At 60.5% G+C, this 16,029-nt stretch carries 16 protein-coding genes; 4 read left to right on the plus strand and 12 right to left on the minus strand.

The annotated features are described in order from the left end of the window. Window positions 1-22: 22 nt before the first annotated feature. The 3 genes from KKQ10_RS14545 to KKQ10_RS14555 form a co-directional block, all read right to left on the minus strand. Complete coding sequence (locus tag KKQ10_RS14545; protein ID WP_215501490.1) at window positions 23-1,636, minus strand: NAD(P)/FAD-dependent oxidoreductase; 1,614 nt, start codon at window positions 1,634-1,636, stop codon at window positions 23-25. Window positions 1,637-1,733: 97 nt separating this feature from the next. Further along, on the minus strand, window positions 1,734-2,387 hold the full coding sequence (locus tag KKQ10_RS14550) for a COG3650 family protein (RefSeq protein WP_215501491.1): 654 nt from the start codon (window positions 2,385-2,387) through the stop codon (window positions 1,734-1,736). Window positions 2,388-2,455: 68 nt separating this feature from the next. Then, window positions 2,456-3,055, minus strand: coding sequence for a short chain dehydrogenase (locus KKQ10_RS14555; RefSeq protein WP_127649649.1), 600 nt, complete (start codon window positions 3,053-3,055; stop codon window positions 2,456-2,458). A gap of 103 nt (window positions 3,056-3,158) precedes the next feature. On the opposite strand from KKQ10_RS14555, the gene KKQ10_RS14560 reads away from it, so the two are divergent. After that, the gene (locus tag KKQ10_RS14560) at window positions 3,159-4,073 is read left to right on the plus strand and encodes a LysR family transcriptional regulator (protein WP_215501492.1); all 915 of its coding nucleotides are present in this window, start codon (window positions 3,159-3,161) and stop codon (window positions 4,071-4,073) included. Window positions 4,074-4,189: 116 nt separating this feature from the next. Here KKQ10_RS14560 and KKQ10_RS14565 read toward each other — a convergent pair whose 3' ends face one another. The 4 genes from KKQ10_RS14565 to KKQ10_RS14580 are packed head-to-tail and all read right to left on the minus strand — an operon-like array spanning window position 4,190 to window position 6,636. Further along, window positions 4,190-4,666, minus strand: a complete 477-nt coding sequence (locus KKQ10_RS14565; protein ID WP_215501493.1) for a DoxX family protein — start codon at window positions 4,664-4,666, stop codon at window positions 4,190-4,192. After that, window positions 4,663-5,421 (minus strand): HvfC/BufC N-terminal domain-containing protein, encoded by a 759-nt coding sequence (locus tag KKQ10_RS14570; RefSeq protein ID WP_215501494.1) that lies wholly within the window; start codon window positions 5,419-5,421, stop codon window positions 4,663-4,665. The genes KKQ10_RS14565 and KKQ10_RS14570 overlap by 4 nt, the downstream gene beginning before the upstream one ends. Next, window positions 5,418-6,305 (minus strand): MNIO family bufferin maturase, encoded by an 888-nt coding sequence (gene bufB / locus KKQ10_RS14575; RefSeq protein WP_215501495.1) that lies wholly within the window; start codon window positions 6,303-6,305, stop codon window positions 5,418-5,420. The genes KKQ10_RS14570 and bufB overlap by 4 nt, the downstream gene beginning before the upstream one ends. 25 nt (window positions 6,306-6,330) lie before the next feature. After that, window positions 6,331-6,636, minus strand: coding sequence for a BufA1 family periplasmic bufferin-type metallophore (locus KKQ10_RS14580; protein ID WP_215501496.1), 306 nt, complete (start codon window positions 6,634-6,636; stop codon window positions 6,331-6,333). A gap of 303 nt (window positions 6,637-6,939) precedes the next feature. Here KKQ10_RS14580 and KKQ10_RS14585 point away from each other — a divergent pair, with 303 nt between their 5' ends. Beyond that, window positions 6,940-8,643, plus strand: a complete 1,704-nt coding sequence (locus KKQ10_RS14585; RefSeq protein WP_215501497.1) for a DUF2599 domain-containing protein — start codon at window positions 6,940-6,942, stop codon at window positions 8,641-8,643. Window positions 8,644-8,677: 34 nt separating this feature from the next. Then, window positions 8,678-9,916: a DUF2599 domain-containing protein gene (locus KKQ10_RS14590; RefSeq protein WP_127649655.1), complete on the plus strand. Its 1,239-nt coding sequence runs from the start codon at window positions 8,678-8,680 to the stop codon at window positions 9,914-9,916. A gap of 165 nt (window positions 9,917-10,081) precedes the next feature. On the opposite strand, the gene KKQ10_RS14595 is transcribed toward KKQ10_RS14590, so the two are convergent. From KKQ10_RS14595 to KKQ10_RS14615, 5 genes are all read right to left on the minus strand, one after another. Next, entirely contained in the window at window positions 10,082-10,783 is a 702-nt protein-coding gene (locus KKQ10_RS14595; protein ID WP_064586349.1) for an ABC transporter ATP-binding protein, read from the minus strand. Next, a complete protein-coding gene (livG, locus tag KKQ10_RS14600; protein ID WP_127649658.1) occupies window positions 10,784-11,551 on the minus strand; it encodes a high-affinity branched-chain amino acid ABC transporter ATP-binding protein LivG in 768 nt (255 codons plus the stop codon). It lies immediately after the preceding gene. Beyond that, window positions 11,548-12,804 carry a high-affinity branched-chain amino acid ABC transporter permease LivM gene (locus tag KKQ10_RS14605; RefSeq protein ID WP_007969481.1) on the minus strand — a complete coding sequence of 419 codons (1,257 nt, stop codon included), beginning with the start codon at window positions 12,802-12,804 and terminating at the stop codon, window positions 11,548-11,550. Before KKQ10_RS14605 ends, livG begins: the two co-directional genes overlap by 4 nt. Next, window positions 12,801-13,724 carry a high-affinity branched-chain amino acid ABC transporter permease LivH gene (gene livH / locus KKQ10_RS14610; RefSeq protein WP_127649660.1) on the minus strand — a complete coding sequence of 308 codons (924 nt, stop codon included), beginning with the start codon at window positions 13,722-13,724 and terminating at the stop codon, window positions 12,801-12,803. The genes KKQ10_RS14605 and livH overlap by 4 nt, the downstream gene beginning before the upstream one ends. A 230-nt stretch (window positions 13,725-13,954) precedes the next feature. Continuing rightward, window positions 13,955-15,082, minus strand: a complete 1,128-nt coding sequence (locus KKQ10_RS14615; RefSeq protein WP_215501498.1) for a branched-chain amino acid ABC transporter substrate-binding protein — start codon at window positions 15,080-15,082, stop codon at window positions 13,955-13,957. Between the two features lie 352 nt (window positions 15,083-15,434). Between KKQ10_RS14615 and KKQ10_RS14620 the strand changes: the two genes are divergently transcribed. After that, window positions 15,435-15,740 carry a DUF2288 domain-containing protein gene (locus tag KKQ10_RS14620; protein ID WP_127649662.1) on the plus strand — a complete coding sequence of 102 codons (306 nt, stop codon included), beginning with the start codon at window positions 15,435-15,437 and terminating at the stop codon, window positions 15,738-15,740. The last annotated feature ends 289 nt before the right edge of the window (window positions 15,741-16,029 follow it).

Below are 16,029 nucleotides of genomic sequence, written 5' to 3' on the forward strand. Positions count from 1 at the left end.
TCACTCCTACAAAGGTTATGTATCAGTCAGTAAGGCCGAGGATGTCGCGCGCCACGGCCTCGGCAATGCGAATCCCGTCCACACCCGCCGAGAGAATCCCGCCCGCATAACCCGCGCCTTCGCCGGCCGGGAACAGACCCTTGACGTTCATGCTCTGCAGCGACTCATTACGCGTGATGCGCAGCGGCGATGAGGTACGGGTTTCGATCCCGGTCAATACCGCGTCATGCAGCGAATAACCGCGAATCTGCTTCTCGAACGCGGGTAGCGCTTCGCGGATCGCTTCGATGGCGAAGTCCGGCAGTGCCAGGGCCAGGTCGCCCAGGGCCACGCCCGGTTTGTACGACGGCTCGACTTCGCCCAATTCGGTCGACGGGGTGCCGTTGATGAAGTCGCCGACCAGTTGCGCCGGCGCCTTGTAATCGCTGCCGCCGAGGATGAACGCGTGGGATTCCAGACGCTCCTGCAGCTCGATGCCAGCCAGCGGGCCGCCCGGGTAATCGACTTCCGGGGTGATGCCGACGACGATCCCGGAGTTGGCGTTACGCTCGTTACGCGAGTACTGGCTCATGCCGTTGGTAACCACGCGGTTCGGCTCGGACGTCGCCGCCACCACGGTGCCGCCCGGGCACATGCAGAAGCTGTAGACCGAGCGGCCGTTCTTGGCGTGGTGCACCAGTTTGTAGTCGGCGGCTCCCAACTTGGGGTGGCCGGCGTATTTGCCCAGGCGCGCACGGTCGATCAGCGATTGCGGGTGTTCGATGCGGAAACCCACCGAGAACGGTTTGGCTTCCATGAACACGCCACGGCTGTGGAGCATGCGGAAGGTGTCACGGGCACTGTGGCCGAGGGCCAGGACCACGTGTTTCGAATGCAGGGTTTCGCCGCTCGCCAGCTCGACGCCGACCAGTTGGCCGTCGTCGATCAGCACGTCGGTGACGCGCTCCTGAAAACGTACTTCGCCGCCCAGGGCACGGATCTCTTCACGCATGGTCTCGACCATGCCGGTCAGACGGAACGTACCGATGTGCGGTTTGCTGACGTAGAGGATTTCTTCCGGCGCGCCGGCCTTGACGAATTCGTGCAGGACTTTACGCCCGAGGAACTTCGGATCCTTGATCTGGCTGTACAGCTTGCCGTCGGAGAACGTGCCCGCGCCGCCTTCACCGAACTGCACGTTGGACTCGGGGTTGAGCACGCTTTTACGCCACAGGCCCCAAGTGTCCTTGGTGCGCTGACGGACTTCGGTGCCGCGCTCGAGGATGATCGGTTTGAAACCCATCTGTGCCAGCAACAGGCCGGCGAAGATCCCGCATGGGCCGAAACCGACCACGATCGGGCGCTGGCTCAGGTCGCTTGGCGCCTGACCGACGAATTTGTAGCTGACATCCGGTGCCACGTTGACGTTACGGTCGTCGGCGAACTTGCCCAGCACCTTGGCCTCGTCGCGCACGTTGAGGTCGATGGTGTAGATGAAGCACAGTTCGGAGGACTTTTTGCGCGCGTCGTAGCTGCGCTTGAACAAGGTGAAATCGAGCAAATCATCGCTGGCGATGCCCAGGCGCTGCACGATAGCGGCACGCAGGTCTTCTTCGGGATGGTCGATTGGCAGCTTGAGTTCGGTGATTCGTAACATGGCGAGGATCCGGGTTCGCGGGGCGCACAACTGCGCCAGGGCGTTTGAAGGCCGCGATTATAAGCCGCAAAGGCCGGATCCGGTGAGGCTAAAACGCTCAGTCGTTGCGCGATCCGCCGAAATACCCGCAACCGCGCTGCACCTTGCCGTCGATGCGCAGTTCGGCGCTCATGTGCTGCACGCTGCCGGTGCTGCTGTCGACGCAGCGTTGCGGTGCGACCCACAACTCGATGCGCTGGTTGTTGGCTTCGCTGCTCAGGTTGAAGCGGCCGTCGCCCAGTTGTTCTTCGACATAAGGCACCGCCAGCGCGGGTTGGCCTTCTCGGTCGATGACCATGCCCTTGCCGCTGACTTTGACGTTCCACTCAGGCGTGTGGCCGGCGGCACGCAGGATCAACAGCTTGAAGTTCGGGTCATCGCATGCGGTGCCGGAGCGCTCGACGCGATACAACTGGCCGAGGTCGAGCCGGTCGCCGGCGATTTTTCCGCGCACGTCGGCAAACAGCTTGCCTTGCTGATCGGCGAGGGTCGCGGCCTCTTGCAGCACGCTGGTGCCGCCGATGTCGTTGACCACGTATTGACGTTGTTCGCCACACGGCTGAAACACCAGTTCGCCGTCGGCCGCCGTCAATTGCCCTTGCATGCGGGTTTGCCCGACATGGGCAGCGCTTTCACGCGGGCCATCAAGCAATTGGCAGGCGGCGAACAACGGCAGCAGGGCAACAACGATCAACGAACGGGCAACACGCATCTTCGGCTCTCCAGACAAGTGCCGCCACGTTACGCAGGCTGACAATCAAATGCAAAAGATCGCAGCCTTCAACCCACGTGAAAGGTCTGGCCGGTTTGCAGGCCTTCGACACTTTTCGCGTAGGCCAACGCCACATCCGCCGCAGGTACCGGCTTGTAGCCACGAAAGTACGGGGCATAGCTGCCCATGGCTTCCTGCAGCACGGTCGGGCTGATCGAGTTCACCCGCAGACCGCGCGGCAGTTCGATCGCGGCAGCCTTCACGAAGCTGTCCAGTGCACCGTTGACCAGTGCCGCCGAGGCGCCAGAGCGGATCGGGTCGTGGCTGAGCACGCCGGTGGTGAAGGTGAACGAGGCGCCATCGTTGGCGTATTCGCGACCGATCAGCAGCAGGTTGACCTGGCCCATCAGCTTGTCTTTCAGGCCCAGGGCAAAGCTGTCGGCGTTCATCTCGCCCAGCGGGGCGAAGGTTACGTTGCCGGCCGCGCAGACCAGCGCGTCGAACTTGCCGGTTTGCTCGAACAGTTGGCGAATCGAGGCGCTGTCGCTGATGTCGACCCGCAAGTCGCCGCTGCTGCGACCGATGCGAATCACTTCGTGGCGCTGGCTCAGTTCTTTGTCCACGGCCGAACCGATGGTGCCGGCGGCACCGATCAACAGAATCTTCATGGGCTGTTCCTCAATGGGTTGAACGAGGTTTCAGTCTAGAGTGGTTTTTTCTGCGGATAAGCGCACTAATAGGCAACCTTTGGTTTTCAAATGGAAACAATCCATGAGCGAAATGGATGATCTGGCGGCGTTTGCGGTGTTGATCGAGGCGGGCAGTTTTACCCTGGCGGCGCAGCAATTGGGCTGCAGCAAGGGCCAGTTGTCCAAGCGCATCAGCCAGTTGGAAGCGCAGTTTTGCGTGGTATTGCTGCAACGCACCACCCGCCGTTTGAGCCTGACGGCGGCGGGTGCCGCATTGTTGCCGCAAGCCCAGGCGCTGGTGGTGCAGGTGGAGCGGGCGCGTCAGGCGCTGGCGCGCTTGAAGGATGACATGGCCGGGCCGGTGCGGATGACGGTGCCGGTATCGCTGGGGGAAACCTTCTTCGACGGATTGCTGCTGGAGTTTTCGCAACAATACCCCGAGGTGCAGATCGAGCTGGAGCTGAATAATCACTATCGCGATCTTTCACGGGATGGCTTCGATCTGGCAATCCGCACCGAGGTGGCCAATGACGAGCGCCTGGTGGCCAAACCCTTGCTGGCCTGGCAGGAAATGACCTGCGCCAGCCCGGCCTATCTTGCACAGTTTGGCGAGCCGCTGACTCCGCAAGAGCTGGTCGAACACCGTTGCCTGCTCAACAGTCACTACAGCGGTCGCGAAGAGTGGCTGTATCACCAACAGCATGAACTGCTCAGGGTACGGGTTTCCGGTCCGTTCGCCAGCAACCACTACAACCTGCTGAAGAAAGCCGCTCTGGCCGGCGCCGGCATCGCCCGCCTGCCGTCGTACCTGTTGCAGACGGAACTGGCTGACGGGCGTTTGTGCTGGTTGTTGCGGGACTATCAGACCCGACGCATGCCGATGTACCTGGTGCATCCGTATCAGGGTGGTTTGCCCAAACGCACGCAAGTACTGGCGGATTATCTGATTGGCTGGTTCAAGCGCAGTGGCGAGGCGCTGGATCGCCTTCAGCGCTAACCGTCCTTGTTAACCCATTCCCTGTAGGAGGAGCTGCCGAAGGCTGCGATCTTTTGATTTGGTTTTTTACAAGCCAGATCAAAAGATCGCAGCCTTCGGCAGCTCCTACATTGAAATCAGCGGTTGTAGTGTCTGGCAATCAGATGATCGATCGACAATTTCCCCGGCCCGGTCGCCATCAGGTACAGCAGCACCGCCGCCCAGGTGCCGTGAGTCGGATAGGCATCCGGGTACACGAACAGCTGAATAGTCAGGGTCATGCCCAGCAGCGCCAGTGCGGAAAACCGTGTGGCGAAGCCGATCAGGATCAGCACCGGAAAGAAGTGCTCGGCGAACGCTGCCAGGTGTGCGGCGATTTCCGGTGACAGCAGCGGCACGTGGTACTCGCTTTTGAACAGTGGAATGGTCGAGTCCGCCAAGTGTGGCCAGCCGAGTTGAGCGGTGCCGTCGATCAGGTCAATGGCCAGGCCTTCGACCTTGGTCTGCCCGGACTTCCAGAACACCGCGGCAATCGAAAAACGCGCGATGAAAGCGATCAGGCTATGGGGGATTTTCTCCAGCAGCGCAATGGCGTGGGCGATGAGGTTGTTCATGGCGATTCCTTGTCATTCAGGTCAACGATGGCGTGGTGCGCAATCAGCAGCGCGAGGGTGTGGCTGAGGTCGAATGGCGGGCTGTTTTGTGCGGCTGCCAACAGCGGCTGGCCATCGAGCAGGTGACGCAGAAACGCGCTGGCGCCGGGTTCGAGGGCCAACACCTCGACGTCGAGACCGTTGCGCAACACCAAGGCGTGTTGTCCGTGGTGGATGTCGATGCCGGCCAGCGTTGCATCACCCTGATGCGCGGCCCAGATCGCGACCACGGCGTGGTTCGAATCCAGCAGGTGCAGGGACGGATGAAGCTTGATGCGCAGCTCGCTCAGCCCATCGGGCTCGGCGAGTGCTGCGGTGATCTGTTGCGGGTGCACCGGCAGCGCATCGGCGGCGTGATAGGCACAGGTGCGCAGGCGTTCCAGACGTGCCACATCGGCCAGATACGGCACGCTCGCGGCCGGTTCGAAGGCGTCGATGAAGGCTGGCAGCGCTTCGCCATAACGACTCATCAACGGGCTGTGTGGTGGTTGCTGTTGGACGAAAACGGCAGCCATGGCGCGGAAGAACTCCTCGCCGACCAATTGCTGCACCACCGGATAACTGTCCGCCAAGGCATTGATCAATGAACCCTGCACATTGTTGCGGTACACCGAAAATCGGCTGGCCGGATCGGCACCGTTGGCGCAGCACAAACCCTCGGGGCAGGGCCGTTGCGGGTCGAGCAGGGCGGCAGCAAAAGCCGCTTGAGTGCTCATGACCGGACTCCCGCGTCGAGCAATATTTCGTCGGCCTGCCGTGCCTCGGCCAGCAACACATTGAACGCTGGCAGTTGATTGTCGCGCTCGATCAGAGTCGCCACCGCGCCGGTGCGGTGCAGCGCTTGCCGGTACAAGGCCCACACCGCTTGATCGATCGGCGCACCGTGATCGTCGATGAGCAAGCGCTCGCCGAGGCTGTCGTTGTCTTCGGCAAATCCGGCCAGATGAATTTCGCCCACGGCCTGCAACGGCAGGGCGTCGAGGTAAGCCAGTGGATCGCGTTGATGATTGATGCACGAGACGTAGACGTTATTGACGTCCAGCAGCAGACCGCAACCGCTGCGCCGCACCACTTCGGCGATGAAGTCCGGCTCATCGATGGTCGAGCGCTGGAACGCCAGATAGGTCGCCGGGTTTTCCAGCAGCATCGGGCGCTTGAGGGTGTTCTGCACCTGGTCGATGTGCGCGCAGACCCGGTTCAGGGTCGGCATGTCATAGGCCAGCGGCAGCAGGTCATTGAGAAACACCGGGCCGTGGCTCGACCAGGCCAGGTGTTCGGAAAAGGATTGCGGTTGATAACGCTCGATCAGCTGCTTCAGGCGTTGCAGGTGCTGAACGTCCAGTGGCCCTTCGGCCCCGATGGACAGTCCGACGCCGTGCAGTGACAGCGGATACTGCTCGCGGATCAAACCGAGAAAGTGATGAAACGGACCGCCGTCCACCATGTAGTTTTCGGCGTGGACTTCGAAGAAACCGAGATCCGGTAGCGAACCGAGCACTTCACGAAAGTGCCCGGTCTTGAGCCCCAGCCCGGCACGGCGCGGGAGCCCGGGGAGGGCTGCCTGAGTGCGGGTCGGGACAGGTTCGTCGAGGGTGAACATGATCGTCACTCAGGCTGGCCGTGGATCAGGACTTGGCTTTGAACGCTTGCATCTGACCGAAACCGGTCGGCGAGGTCTTGCTCTCGGTGGTGGCACAGGTGCCTTTCGGCACGAGTTTCCAAGCGTTGGCCTGGTAGTCCATTTTCGACGTACCGGCGCAGGTGGTGCCTGCACCGGCGGCGCAATCGTTGTGACCTTTCATGGCCACGCCGAAGCATTTCTCCATGTCGGCATCAGCGGCGTGGACGGTTGATATGGCGGCCATGCTCAGGGCAGAGCCAAGGGCCAGAACCAGGGCGGTAGCGGACAGGGTGCGGGTGGTAGCAGTCATGATGTTTCTCCAGGTTTGAGCTTGGGTTTTGCAAGCGAAGTGCGCTTGCTTACCCCACTAGAGAAAGCTCATGGCGATGCGTTACAGCCGACCCGAAACTTTTTTAGAAATTTTTCAGAACCCTGTATTCCCCCTGTGGGAGCGAGCCTGCTCGCGAAGGCGTAGTGTCAGACGCCATTGATGTTCAATGACCCACCGCATTCGCGAGCAGGCTCGCTCCCCCAGTGATTGTGTTCACTCCCTCCTGTTCTATAGTCATTTCAACGGCCACGTTGACAGGCCGATTTACCAGGACGGTATCTCATGACGAAGGATCGCTCAGACTCTGCTGCGCTATCGCGCAAGGTTTCATCGTTTGCTCTGGCCTGCACGCTGCCCCTGTTGCTCTCCACGGTTCACGCCCAGCCACACCCCGATCCACTGGACACGCTCACGCGCATCAACCACAACTACAACACTCTCAAGGACAACTGCCAGGAACCCGACACCGGCGCCGCGCGCGGGCTGTATTACTGCAGTGGCGTGACCTTGCGCATGGTCAACGACGGGCCGTTCAATCCGTGGGATTACAGCCCCTACGCGATCAAGATTGGTGCGACGTCCTATTCGTGGATCCGCAAGGACCTGAGCACGCGGATTCTCATCCACCCGGCCGGGTTCATCCTGCGCACGCCCACCGATGCGGCGGCGCTGAAGCTGCCGGTCAAGGAGCAGGGCTTTACCTGCATCTATGCCTTCGATGGCGGCACCGGGCCGGAGCGCAAGTGGTACGGCTGCGGTTTCTTTGACAGCCGCGAACCGCCGCGCGCTGCGCAAGGCACGATGAACAACCGCAATGCCGCGCTGGCCTATGGCACCTGTGCCGAGGCCGGGGTGACCACCGCCGAGCAATGGACGCAGAAATACACCGGTCTGATGAAAGGGCCGATCCAGTACGGTCAGTGCTCGTGGAACGCGGAAAAACCCGGCGACTGGCAGGCGATGATCCGGGTGCACGAGTCGCGCCCGAACACGACCAACAAAGACCCCTTTGCCTTCAGTGCCCAGGTCAACGAATTCATGTTGAAGAACGCCACCGCGACCAACGACGGCAGCGAAAACATGAAGTACATCGACGCCTTTATCTACAACGTCAACAGCACGCAGAACTTCGCCACGCGCGGTGATCAGGCTCCGCCGAAACCGGAGAACGGCCTGAACAGCGCGCGCAATTTCCAGAAGAAACTCAAGGCCCAGGGCTACAGCGTGCCGATCCTGCGCCTGGATTTCACCCAACCTGCCGAGCGGCGTTTCAGTTATGTCGCCGCCGATCAGGCAATCGACGAGATGGTCGTGGCTGGCGCCCCGGCGCCCAAGTACATCGCGGATGCCGTGTGGATCGAGCGTTACGACCCGGGCACCCGGAAAAACGAATGGTCGCTCAAGGTCACGCCGACGGCGCAGGGCAAGGCGGCTCAGGCCACTGACCAAGAGGCCGTGTACAAGGAATTGTTGGCCCTGCGTGGCACTGACAGCCAGTGGCGCGACAACGAGAAAGCGGCGGGCAGCATGCGTCAGCAACTGAGCTGTCTGGTGCAGAACTATCCGGTCAAGACCGAGTGGAATCTGGAGCCGTTCCGCCCCGTGGTCAGCCCGCAGGACGCGGCGAAGGCCGGTTGCAATCCGGTGCCGGTCCAGGCCCCGCAATACATCGCCTCCGCCGACTGGATCAAACGTTACGACCCCGGCACCCGCCAGGATGAATGGAGCCTGAGCATCGTGCCCACCGCGACGGGGCGCGCCTTGCCCAACGATCAGGCCGGGGCTTTGTACGATCAGTTGTTCGCGCTCAAGGGCGCGGACAGCAACTGGCGTGACAACGAAAAATCCGCCGGCAGCATGCGCCAGCAATTGAGCTGCGTGCTGGTCAATTACCGTAACAAGACGCCATGGAATCTGGAGCCGTTCAGGCCGGCGTTGTCGGACAGCGAAACTCGCGCCGCGGGTTGCAACCCGGTCCCGCGTTGAGTGTGTGTGTTGGCTAATCAAGGAGATGCAAGCCATGAAGAAAAGTCTGATCAGGACCGTTCCACTGCTGTTGGTACCGCTGCTGTTGCACCCCGCCTGGGCCAATGCCGAGTCATGTGCCGAGACGCTGAAAAAGGTCGAAACGTTGTACAACAACACCGTCGACAGTTGCGGGCAGGACCCCGCCTCGGACTGCTCGGGGCTACTGGTGCGCGGCACGCACCGGGCTGATCCGGCCAAGGGGCAGAAATGGGACGTGTGGAATCCCAGCCCGAAAGCCGTGGAGCTGGGGACGTTTGCCGCCTCCTACATGCGGGCCGACGGCATCAGTTATGAAGACCCCGGCATGAGCACGCAGAACGGTTATCTGATTACCCCTCGGGATCTGGTGCGCGACCCGGAAACACCGGTGCACGTCTATTGTGCGTTTCCCAACGATGCCTGGACCGACTTTCGCAACGACCGTGGCTGTGGCGACAACAAAAACACCGCCCCGACCGAGGCGGTCTGCCAGGCCATGAAGCCGCCTGTTTCGACGCCGAATGCCTGGGTCGCGCACTTTACCCAGTACAACAACAATCGGCAGCAGGACCAGTTGCAGTGTGGCTTCAACATGCGCAATCCGATGAGCAGCAAGGAACGGGTCGACGCCTTTCGCAACTTCATGGGCGCGCGCAAAGTCATCAACAGTCGTGAGTTTCAAACTCAGACCGAACTGCGCCTGGGCAATCCGAAAACCGATGAACTGCCGGTGCTGGCGTTCTTCTACAGCGATCAGCGCGGCCTGAACGACGCGCTGGCCAATCAAAAGGACTACAAGGCCAAGACCGGCAAGGACCGCAATATCATCAAGATCGACTTCCCGAGAACTCCGGTCGCCAAGGCCTCGTTCTCGTGCATCCAGACCTCGACACCGACTGAACCGAAGTTCTGCGACAAGTACATCGAGTCCAGCACCTGGGTACAACGTCCCGATCCGAAACTGGGGCCGAACACCTGGTCGCTCACGGTAGTGCCGACCGCGTGCGGCCGCGCGATCAAGGATGACCAGACCGACCGGATGTTTGCCGAGCTGTACAACAAGCACAAGGACGATCAGCAGTGGCGCGAGTACAGCGTCAATGGCGGCTCGTTGCGTCGGCAGATGGTCTGCCACCTGGCGGCGGTCTACGACGGCAAGCCTGTGAGGAACAAGCCTGAGTGGAACCTTGAGCCGGCACGGCCTTATGTCGATCAGGCGACGGCGGTGGCGCAGCACTGCAATCCGTATTAATTCCCTGTAGGAGTGAGCCTGCTCGCGATGGCGTCGTGTCCGACACAGTGATGTTGAATGACACACCGATATCGCGAGCAGGCTCGCTCCCACAGGGGATCGGTGTTGAATTCAAAATACAAAAAAACGGCCTGCGAAGGCCGTTTTTTTGTTCAGCGAAAAGCATCAACCGCCCAGATACGCCTCGCGCACTTTCGGGTCGGTCAGTAGCGCTTCACCGGTGCCTTGCATCACCACACGGCCGTTCTCCAGAACGTACGCACGGTCAGCGATTTTCAAGGCCTGGTTGGCGTTCTGCTCGACCAGGAACACCGTCACACCGTCCTTGCGCAGTTGTTCGATGATGTCGAAGATCTGCTGGATGATGATCGGTGCCAGGCCCAGCGACGGCTCGTCGAGCAGCAGCAGTTTCGGCTTGCTCATCAGCGCCCGGCCGATGGCGAGCATCTGCTGTTCGCCGCCGGACATGGTGCCGCCGCGCTGGTTGAAGCGTTCTTTGAGGCGCGGGAACAGGCCGAGGACCTTGTCCATCTGCGCCTGATAGTCGCCCTTGTCGGTGAAGAAACCGCCCATGGACAGGTTCTCTTCGACGGTCAGACGGGCAAACACCCGACGACCTTCCGGCACCACCGCGATGCTTTTACGCATGATCTGCGACGAGTCCTGGCCGACCAGTTCCTCACCCATGTAGCGGATGCTGCCGCTGTGCGCCTGCGGTGAACCGCAGAGCGTCATCAGCAGCGTGGACTTGCCGGCACCGTTGGCGCCGATCAGGGTCACGATCTCGCCCTGACGGACTTCGACGTTGACGCTGTGCAGGGCCTGGATCTTGCCGTAGAAGGTGGAAACGTTTTCGAACTGCAGCATTTACGCTTCCCCCAGGTAGGCTTTGATCACTTCAGGATTGTCGCGGATCTGATCCGGCGTGCCGTCGGCCAGAGGTGTGCCCTGGTTGATCACGACGATGTGGTCGGAAATGCTCATGACCAGTTTCATGTCGTGTTCGATCAGCAGCACGGTCACGTTGTGCTCCTCACGCAGCACGCTGATCAGCGCCTTGAGGTCTTCGGTTTCCTTCGGGTTCAGACCGGCTGCCGGTTCGTCGAGCATGAGGATCCGTGGGCGGGTCATCATGCAACGCGCGATTTCCAGACGCCGTTGCTGACCGTAGGCCAGGGTGCCGGCGGTACGGTTGGCGAATTCTTTGAGGTTGACCTTTTCCAGCCAGTACTCGGCGAATTCCATCGCCTCGCGCTCGCTTTTGCGGAACGCCGGGGTTTTGAACAGGCCGGACAGGAAGTTGGTGTTCAGGTGACGGTGCTGGGCGATCAACAGGTTCTCGACCGCCGTCATGTCCTTGAACAACCGCACGTTCTGGAAGGTGCGCACCACGCCTTTGAGGGCGATCTTGTGCCCCGGCAGGCCCTGAATCGGCTCGCCGTCCAGCAAAATGCTGCCGCCCGTTGGCTGATAGAAACCGGTCAGGCAGTTGAACACGGTGGTCTTGCCGGCGCCGTTCGGGCCGATCAATGCAACCACCTGTTTTTCCTTCACGGTCAGGGCCACGCCATTGACCGCGAGCAAGCCGCCGAAGCGCATGCTCAGGTTTTCGACTTTCAAGATCTCGCGGCTCATTTTCGCAACTCCATGTGTGGGCGTTGCATCGGCAGCAGACCTTGTGGACGCCAGATCATCATCAACACCATCAGCGCACCGAACATCAACATCCGGTATTCGCTGAACTCACGCATCATTTCCGGCAACAGGATCATCACCACGGCGGCGAGAATCACGCCCAGCTGCGAGCCCATGCCACCCAGCACAACGATGGCGAGGATGATCGCCGACTCGATGAAGGTGAACGATTCCGGGGTCACCAGGCCCTGACGGGCGGCGAAGAAGCTACCGGCGAAACCGGCGAAGCTCGCCCCCAGGGTGAACGCCGACAGCTTGATGATCGTCGGATTCAGACCCAGTGCGCGGCAGGCGATTTCATCTTCACGCAGCGCTTCCCACGCACGGCCGATCGGCATGCGCAGCAGACGGTTGATGATGAACAGCGCCGCCAGCGCCAGCAACAACGCAACCAGGTAGAGGAAAATCACCTTGTTGATCGAGTTGTATTCGAGGCCGAAGTACTCGTGGAAGGTTTGCATGCCTTCCGCGGCTTTGCGTTCGAAGGTCAGGCCGAAGAACGTCGGTTTCTCGATGTTGCTGATGCCGTTCGGACCGCCGGTGATGTCGGTCAGGTTGCGCAGGAACAGACGGATGATCTCGCCGAAGCCGAGGGTCACGATCGCCAGGTAGTCACCGCGCAGACGCAACACCGGGAAGCCCAGCAGGAAGCCGAACGTCGCCGCCATCAGGCCGGCAATCGGCAGGCAGATCCAGAAGCTCAGGCCGTAGTAGTGCGACAGCAGCGCGTAGCTGTAGGCGCCGACGGCGTAGAAGCCGACGTAACCCAGGTCGAGCAGACCGGCCAGACCGACCACGATGTTCAGGCCCAGGCCGAGCATCACGTAGATCAGGATCAGCGTTGCGATGTCTACCGCGCCACGGGAGCCGAAGAACGGCCAGACCAGCGCACCGAGGATCAGCGCGATGATGATGTAGCGTTGAGTGGTCGGCAGGGTCAGGAAGTTGCTGGCCTTGGCCGGGATCAACGGCAGGCCCGGCGAGGATTTCCACGCCTTGCTGATCTGCTGGTTGAACAGCACCCGCAGGAACATCAGCACCGAGCACACGGCGATGGTCGCCAGAATGGCCGGGCTGGTGCCGTGCACTTCGAGGTTGATGCCGACGATGGTCAGTTTCAGACCGAGTACCGGGTAGGCCACAGCCCACACCAGCAAGGCACTGAACAGTGCCTGTTTAAGATTCCTAGTCATACTTTCTCAACCTCCGGACGGCCCAGAATGCCGGTCGGACGGAACAACAGCACCAGAACCAACAAGCCGAAAGCCACGACGTCCTTGTACTGGTCGCCGAAGATATCGGCACCGAACGCTTCCGCCACCCCCAGCACCAGCCCGCCGAGCATGGCGCCGGGGATGCTGCCGATACCGCCCAGTACTGCGGCGGTGAAGGCCTTGAGGCCGACGAGGAAGCCGGCGTTCGGGTTGATCACGCCGTACTGCATGCTCAGCAGCACGGCCGCGACGGCCGCCAGCGCAGCGCCGATGACGAAGGTCAGGGCGATGATGTTGTTGGTGTTGATGCCCAGCAGGTTGGCCATCTTGATGTCTTCGGCACAGGCGCGGCAGGCGCGGCCCAGGCGAGAGCGGGAGATGAACAGCGTGAGGCCGAGCATGGCGACCAGGGTCACCACGAACACCACGATTTGCATGTAGGAAATCAGCACTTCATGTGCGCCACCTGGCCCGATGGAAATGTTCCCAGGGATCAGGTTGGGGATGGATTTGTCCTTGGAGTCTTGCGCCAGCAGAACCGTGTTCTGCAGGAAGATCGACATACCGATGGCGGAGATCAGCGGGATCAGACGGTTGCTGCCGCGCAGGGGGCGGTAGGCGATCCGTTCGATGCTGTAACCGTACGAACTTGTCACGACGATGCTCGCGATGAAGGCAGCGGTCATCAACAGCGGGACGTTGTCGATTCCCATCATGGCCAGCCCGGCGATGGCGATGAACGCCACGTAGGAACCGATCATGTACACCTCGCCGTGGGCGAAGTTGATCATTCCAATGATGCCGTAAACCATCGTATAGCCGATGGCGATCAGGGCATACGTGCTGCCAATGGTCAGGCCATTAACCAGCTGTTGGAAGAAGTGATAGAGGTCAGGCATTACAACGCTCCTAAAAACCTGATACGCATTTCACTGGTGGAGTCATTTTCCCGCCCGGCCCCGTGGATCTTTATCCACTTCGAATCCGGGTTTTGCCAGCGAACCGCTGATGACGGTTTTGAGATTTTCAGGTGGGGAGACTGGCGGATCACGCCAGCGCGGCCCATACATTCGTAAAACAAAGCCCACGGCACGCCGTGGGCTTTATTGGCAGTCAGTCAGGGCGCGCCTTACTGAGGCGAAACTTCAGTTTTTGGTTTGCCGAAGTGCCACTCGTAAACCACAAATTTGAAGTCCTTCAGGTCGCCCTTGGCGTCGAAGCTCAGGTCGCCAGTCGGGGTCTTGAAGGTGCCGGCGTGAATGGCTTCAGCCACTTTGGCAGTGTCTTCGGATTTGGCCGCGGCAATACCGCCGGCAATCACTTCAACCGCCGAGTAGGAAGGGAACACGAACGGGCCGCTCGGGTCTTCTTTCTTCGCCTTGAATGCATCTGCCAGGGCAACGTTGGCCGGATCCTGGTCAAAGGATTTCGGCAGGGTCACCAGCAGGCCTTCGGAGGCGTCTTTGGCGATCTGCGAAATGGAGTCGTTACCCACGCCTTCCGGACCCATGAACTTGGCTTTCAGGCCTTTTTCCTGGGATTGACGCAGGATCAGACCCAGCTCCGGGTGGTAGCCGCCGTAGTAAACGAAGTCGACGTTGGCTTGCTTGAGTTTGGCGATCATCGAGGAGAAGTCCTTGTCGCCGGCGTTGACGCCTTCGAACACGGCGACTTTCACGCCTTTCTTCTCCAGGGTGGCTTTGACAGCGGTGGCGATGCCTTCACCGTATTGCTGTTTGTCGTGCAGCACAGCAACGATTTTCGGCTTCACGTGGTCGGCGATGTAGTTACCGGCGGCAGGGCCCTGGGCGCTGTCCAGACCGATGGTGCGGAAGACCATTTTGTAACCACGGGTGGTGATGTCCGGGCTGGTGGCAGCCGGGGTGATCATGATCACGCCTTCGTCTTCGTAGATGTCCGAAGCAGGCTGGGTGGAGCTGGAGCACAGGTGACCGACCACGAACTTGACGCCGTCGTTGACGACCTTGTTCGCGACCGCTACGGCTTGTTTCGGATCGCACGCGTCATCGTATTCAACGGCTTCGAGTTTCTTGCCGTCGACGCCGCCCTTGGCGTTGATTTGCTCGATGGCCATTTTCGCGCCACTGAACTGCATGTCGCCGTATTGGGCTACAGGACCGGTTTTAGGGCCGGCGATACCGATCTTGATGGTGTCAGCTGCGAACGAATGGCTGGCAACCCCGGCCAGAACCATAGCGGCAAACAGTTTGGAAATCTGCTTAGTAGCCTTAGTCATAGTGCTCCACTCTTACTGTTGTATTTTTTTTGAGTTCTGGCGCCGTAGCAGCAGAACCGGGTCAGATATCTTTGCGATACCCTCCGGAAATGCCCCCGGCAACTGTACCGGTACAGTGTAGAGCGCCGGTTGTTGGCCTGGGAAGCTGGCGCCAGGGGGCAAAACTTGTGGGTGTCGCATTTTTGAATGAAAAAGACAGAATTGCGGCGGGGCTTTCGTGGGGCTTATGCCCCAAACAGCAGCATTCCTTGGCGTTCCTGCTCTTTTCGTTCGGTGAAGCCATTTGCAACCGGGTTTTGCTGCCGGACCACCGACGTTATCATTCGCGTCGATTTCTTTTCCGGACAGTCCCATGAATCAAGAACCTAGCACCCTCTATGCCAAGCTGCTTGGTGAAACCGCATCTATTACCTGGAAAGAGCTGGAGCCGTTCTTCGCCAAGGGTGCCCTATTGTGGGTCGACCCGGCCCTGGATTTGATCGCCGCCGCCGAAGCCGTGGCCTCGGATGATGGCGAGAAAGTCGCCGCCTGGCTGGCCGAAGACAAGGTCGCCAAGCTGTCTGAAACGCGGGCGCTGGATATTTTCGAACGCGATCCCGCGCTGTGGGCGGTGGTGGTCAGTCCGTGGATTCTGATCCAGGAAAGGGCGCAGGTCTGAGCGGTTGCACCTTGATGGTGCGTGCTTCGTCTGTAGGAAAGTGTGTAGCCGAGTAGCGTGATGGCACGTTGCCGTAGAGAAACGCCACAAGCGTGGGTGGCATAACGGTGACGTAAACGTAACGGGCACAGTTTATTGAGCAGCCTAACGGCTGCTTAATTGTTTCTGAATGCTGGATTGGTGGGATTTGCGCGGCCTGAAAGGGCCAATCGCGAGCAGGCTCACTCCTACAATGGAAATGCGTTCCCCTGTAGGCGTGAGCCTGCTCGCGATTGCCGCGACTCGGTCT

Origin of the sequence: Pseudomonas sp. MG-9 (assembly GCF_018729515.1) — a bacterium.
GTDB classification, from domain to species: domain Bacteria; phylum Pseudomonadota; class Gammaproteobacteria; order Pseudomonadales; family Pseudomonadaceae; genus Aquipseudomonas; species Aquipseudomonas serboccidentalis.

Excerpts from the sequence above, each read along its gene's own strand:
- KKQ10_RS14615 (WP_215501498.1), bottom strand. The coding sequence starts at position 15,082 with ATGACTAAGGCTACTAAGCAGATTTCCAAACTGTTTGCCGCTATGGTT.
- KKQ10_RS14565 (WP_215501493.1), bottom strand. The coding sequence starts at position 4,666 with ATGAACAACCTCATCGCCCACGCCATTGCGCTGCTGGAGAAAATCCCC.
- KKQ10_RS14555 (WP_127649649.1), bottom strand. The coding sequence starts at position 3,055 with ATGAAGATTCTGTTGATCGGTGCCGCCGGCACCATCGGTTCGGCCGTG.
- livG (WP_127649658.1), bottom strand. The coding sequence starts at position 11,551 with ATGAGCCGCGAGATCTTGAAAGTCGAAAACCTGAGCATGCGCTTCGGC.
- KKQ10_RS14560 (WP_215501492.1), top strand. The coding sequence starts at position 3,159 with ATGAGCGAAATGGATGATCTGGCGGCGTTTGCGGTGTTGATCGAGGCG.
- KKQ10_RS14550 (WP_215501491.1), bottom strand. The coding sequence starts at position 2,387 with ATGCGTGTTGCCCGTTCGTTGATCGTTGTTGCCCTGCTGCCGTTGTTC.
- KKQ10_RS14580 (WP_215501496.1), bottom strand. The coding sequence starts at position 6,636 with ATGACTGCTACCACCCGCACCCTGTCCGCTACCGCCCTGGTTCTGGCC.
- KKQ10_RS14585 (WP_215501497.1), top strand. The coding sequence starts at position 6,940 with ATGACGAAGGATCGCTCAGACTCTGCTGCGCTATCGCGCAAGGTTTCA.
- KKQ10_RS14590 (WP_127649655.1), top strand. The coding sequence starts at position 8,678 with ATGAAGAAAAGTCTGATCAGGACCGTTCCACTGCTGTTGGTACCGCTG.
- bufB (WP_215501495.1), bottom strand. The coding sequence starts at position 6,305 with ATGTTCACCCTCGACGAACCTGTCCCGACCCGCACTCAGGCAGCCCTC.
- KKQ10_RS14545 (WP_215501490.1), bottom strand. The coding sequence starts at position 1,636 with ATGTTACGAATCACCGAACTCAAGCTGCCAATCGACCATCCCGAAGAA.
- KKQ10_RS14595 (WP_064586349.1), bottom strand. The coding sequence starts at position 10,783 with ATGCTGCAGTTCGAAAACGTTTCCACCTTCTACGGCAAGATCCAGGCC.
- livH (WP_127649660.1), bottom strand. The coding sequence starts at position 13,724 with ATGCCTGACCTCTATCACTTCTTCCAACAGCTGGTTAATGGCCTGACC.
- KKQ10_RS14570 (WP_215501494.1), bottom strand. The coding sequence starts at position 5,421 with ATGAGCACTCAAGCGGCTTTTGCTGCCGCCCTGCTCGACCCGCAACGG.
- KKQ10_RS14620 (WP_127649662.1), top strand. The coding sequence starts at position 15,435 with ATGAATCAAGAACCTAGCACCCTCTATGCCAAGCTGCTTGGTGAAACC.
- KKQ10_RS14605 (WP_007969481.1), bottom strand. The coding sequence starts at position 12,804 with ATGACTAGGAATCTTAAACAGGCACTGTTCAGTGCCTTGCTGGTGTGG.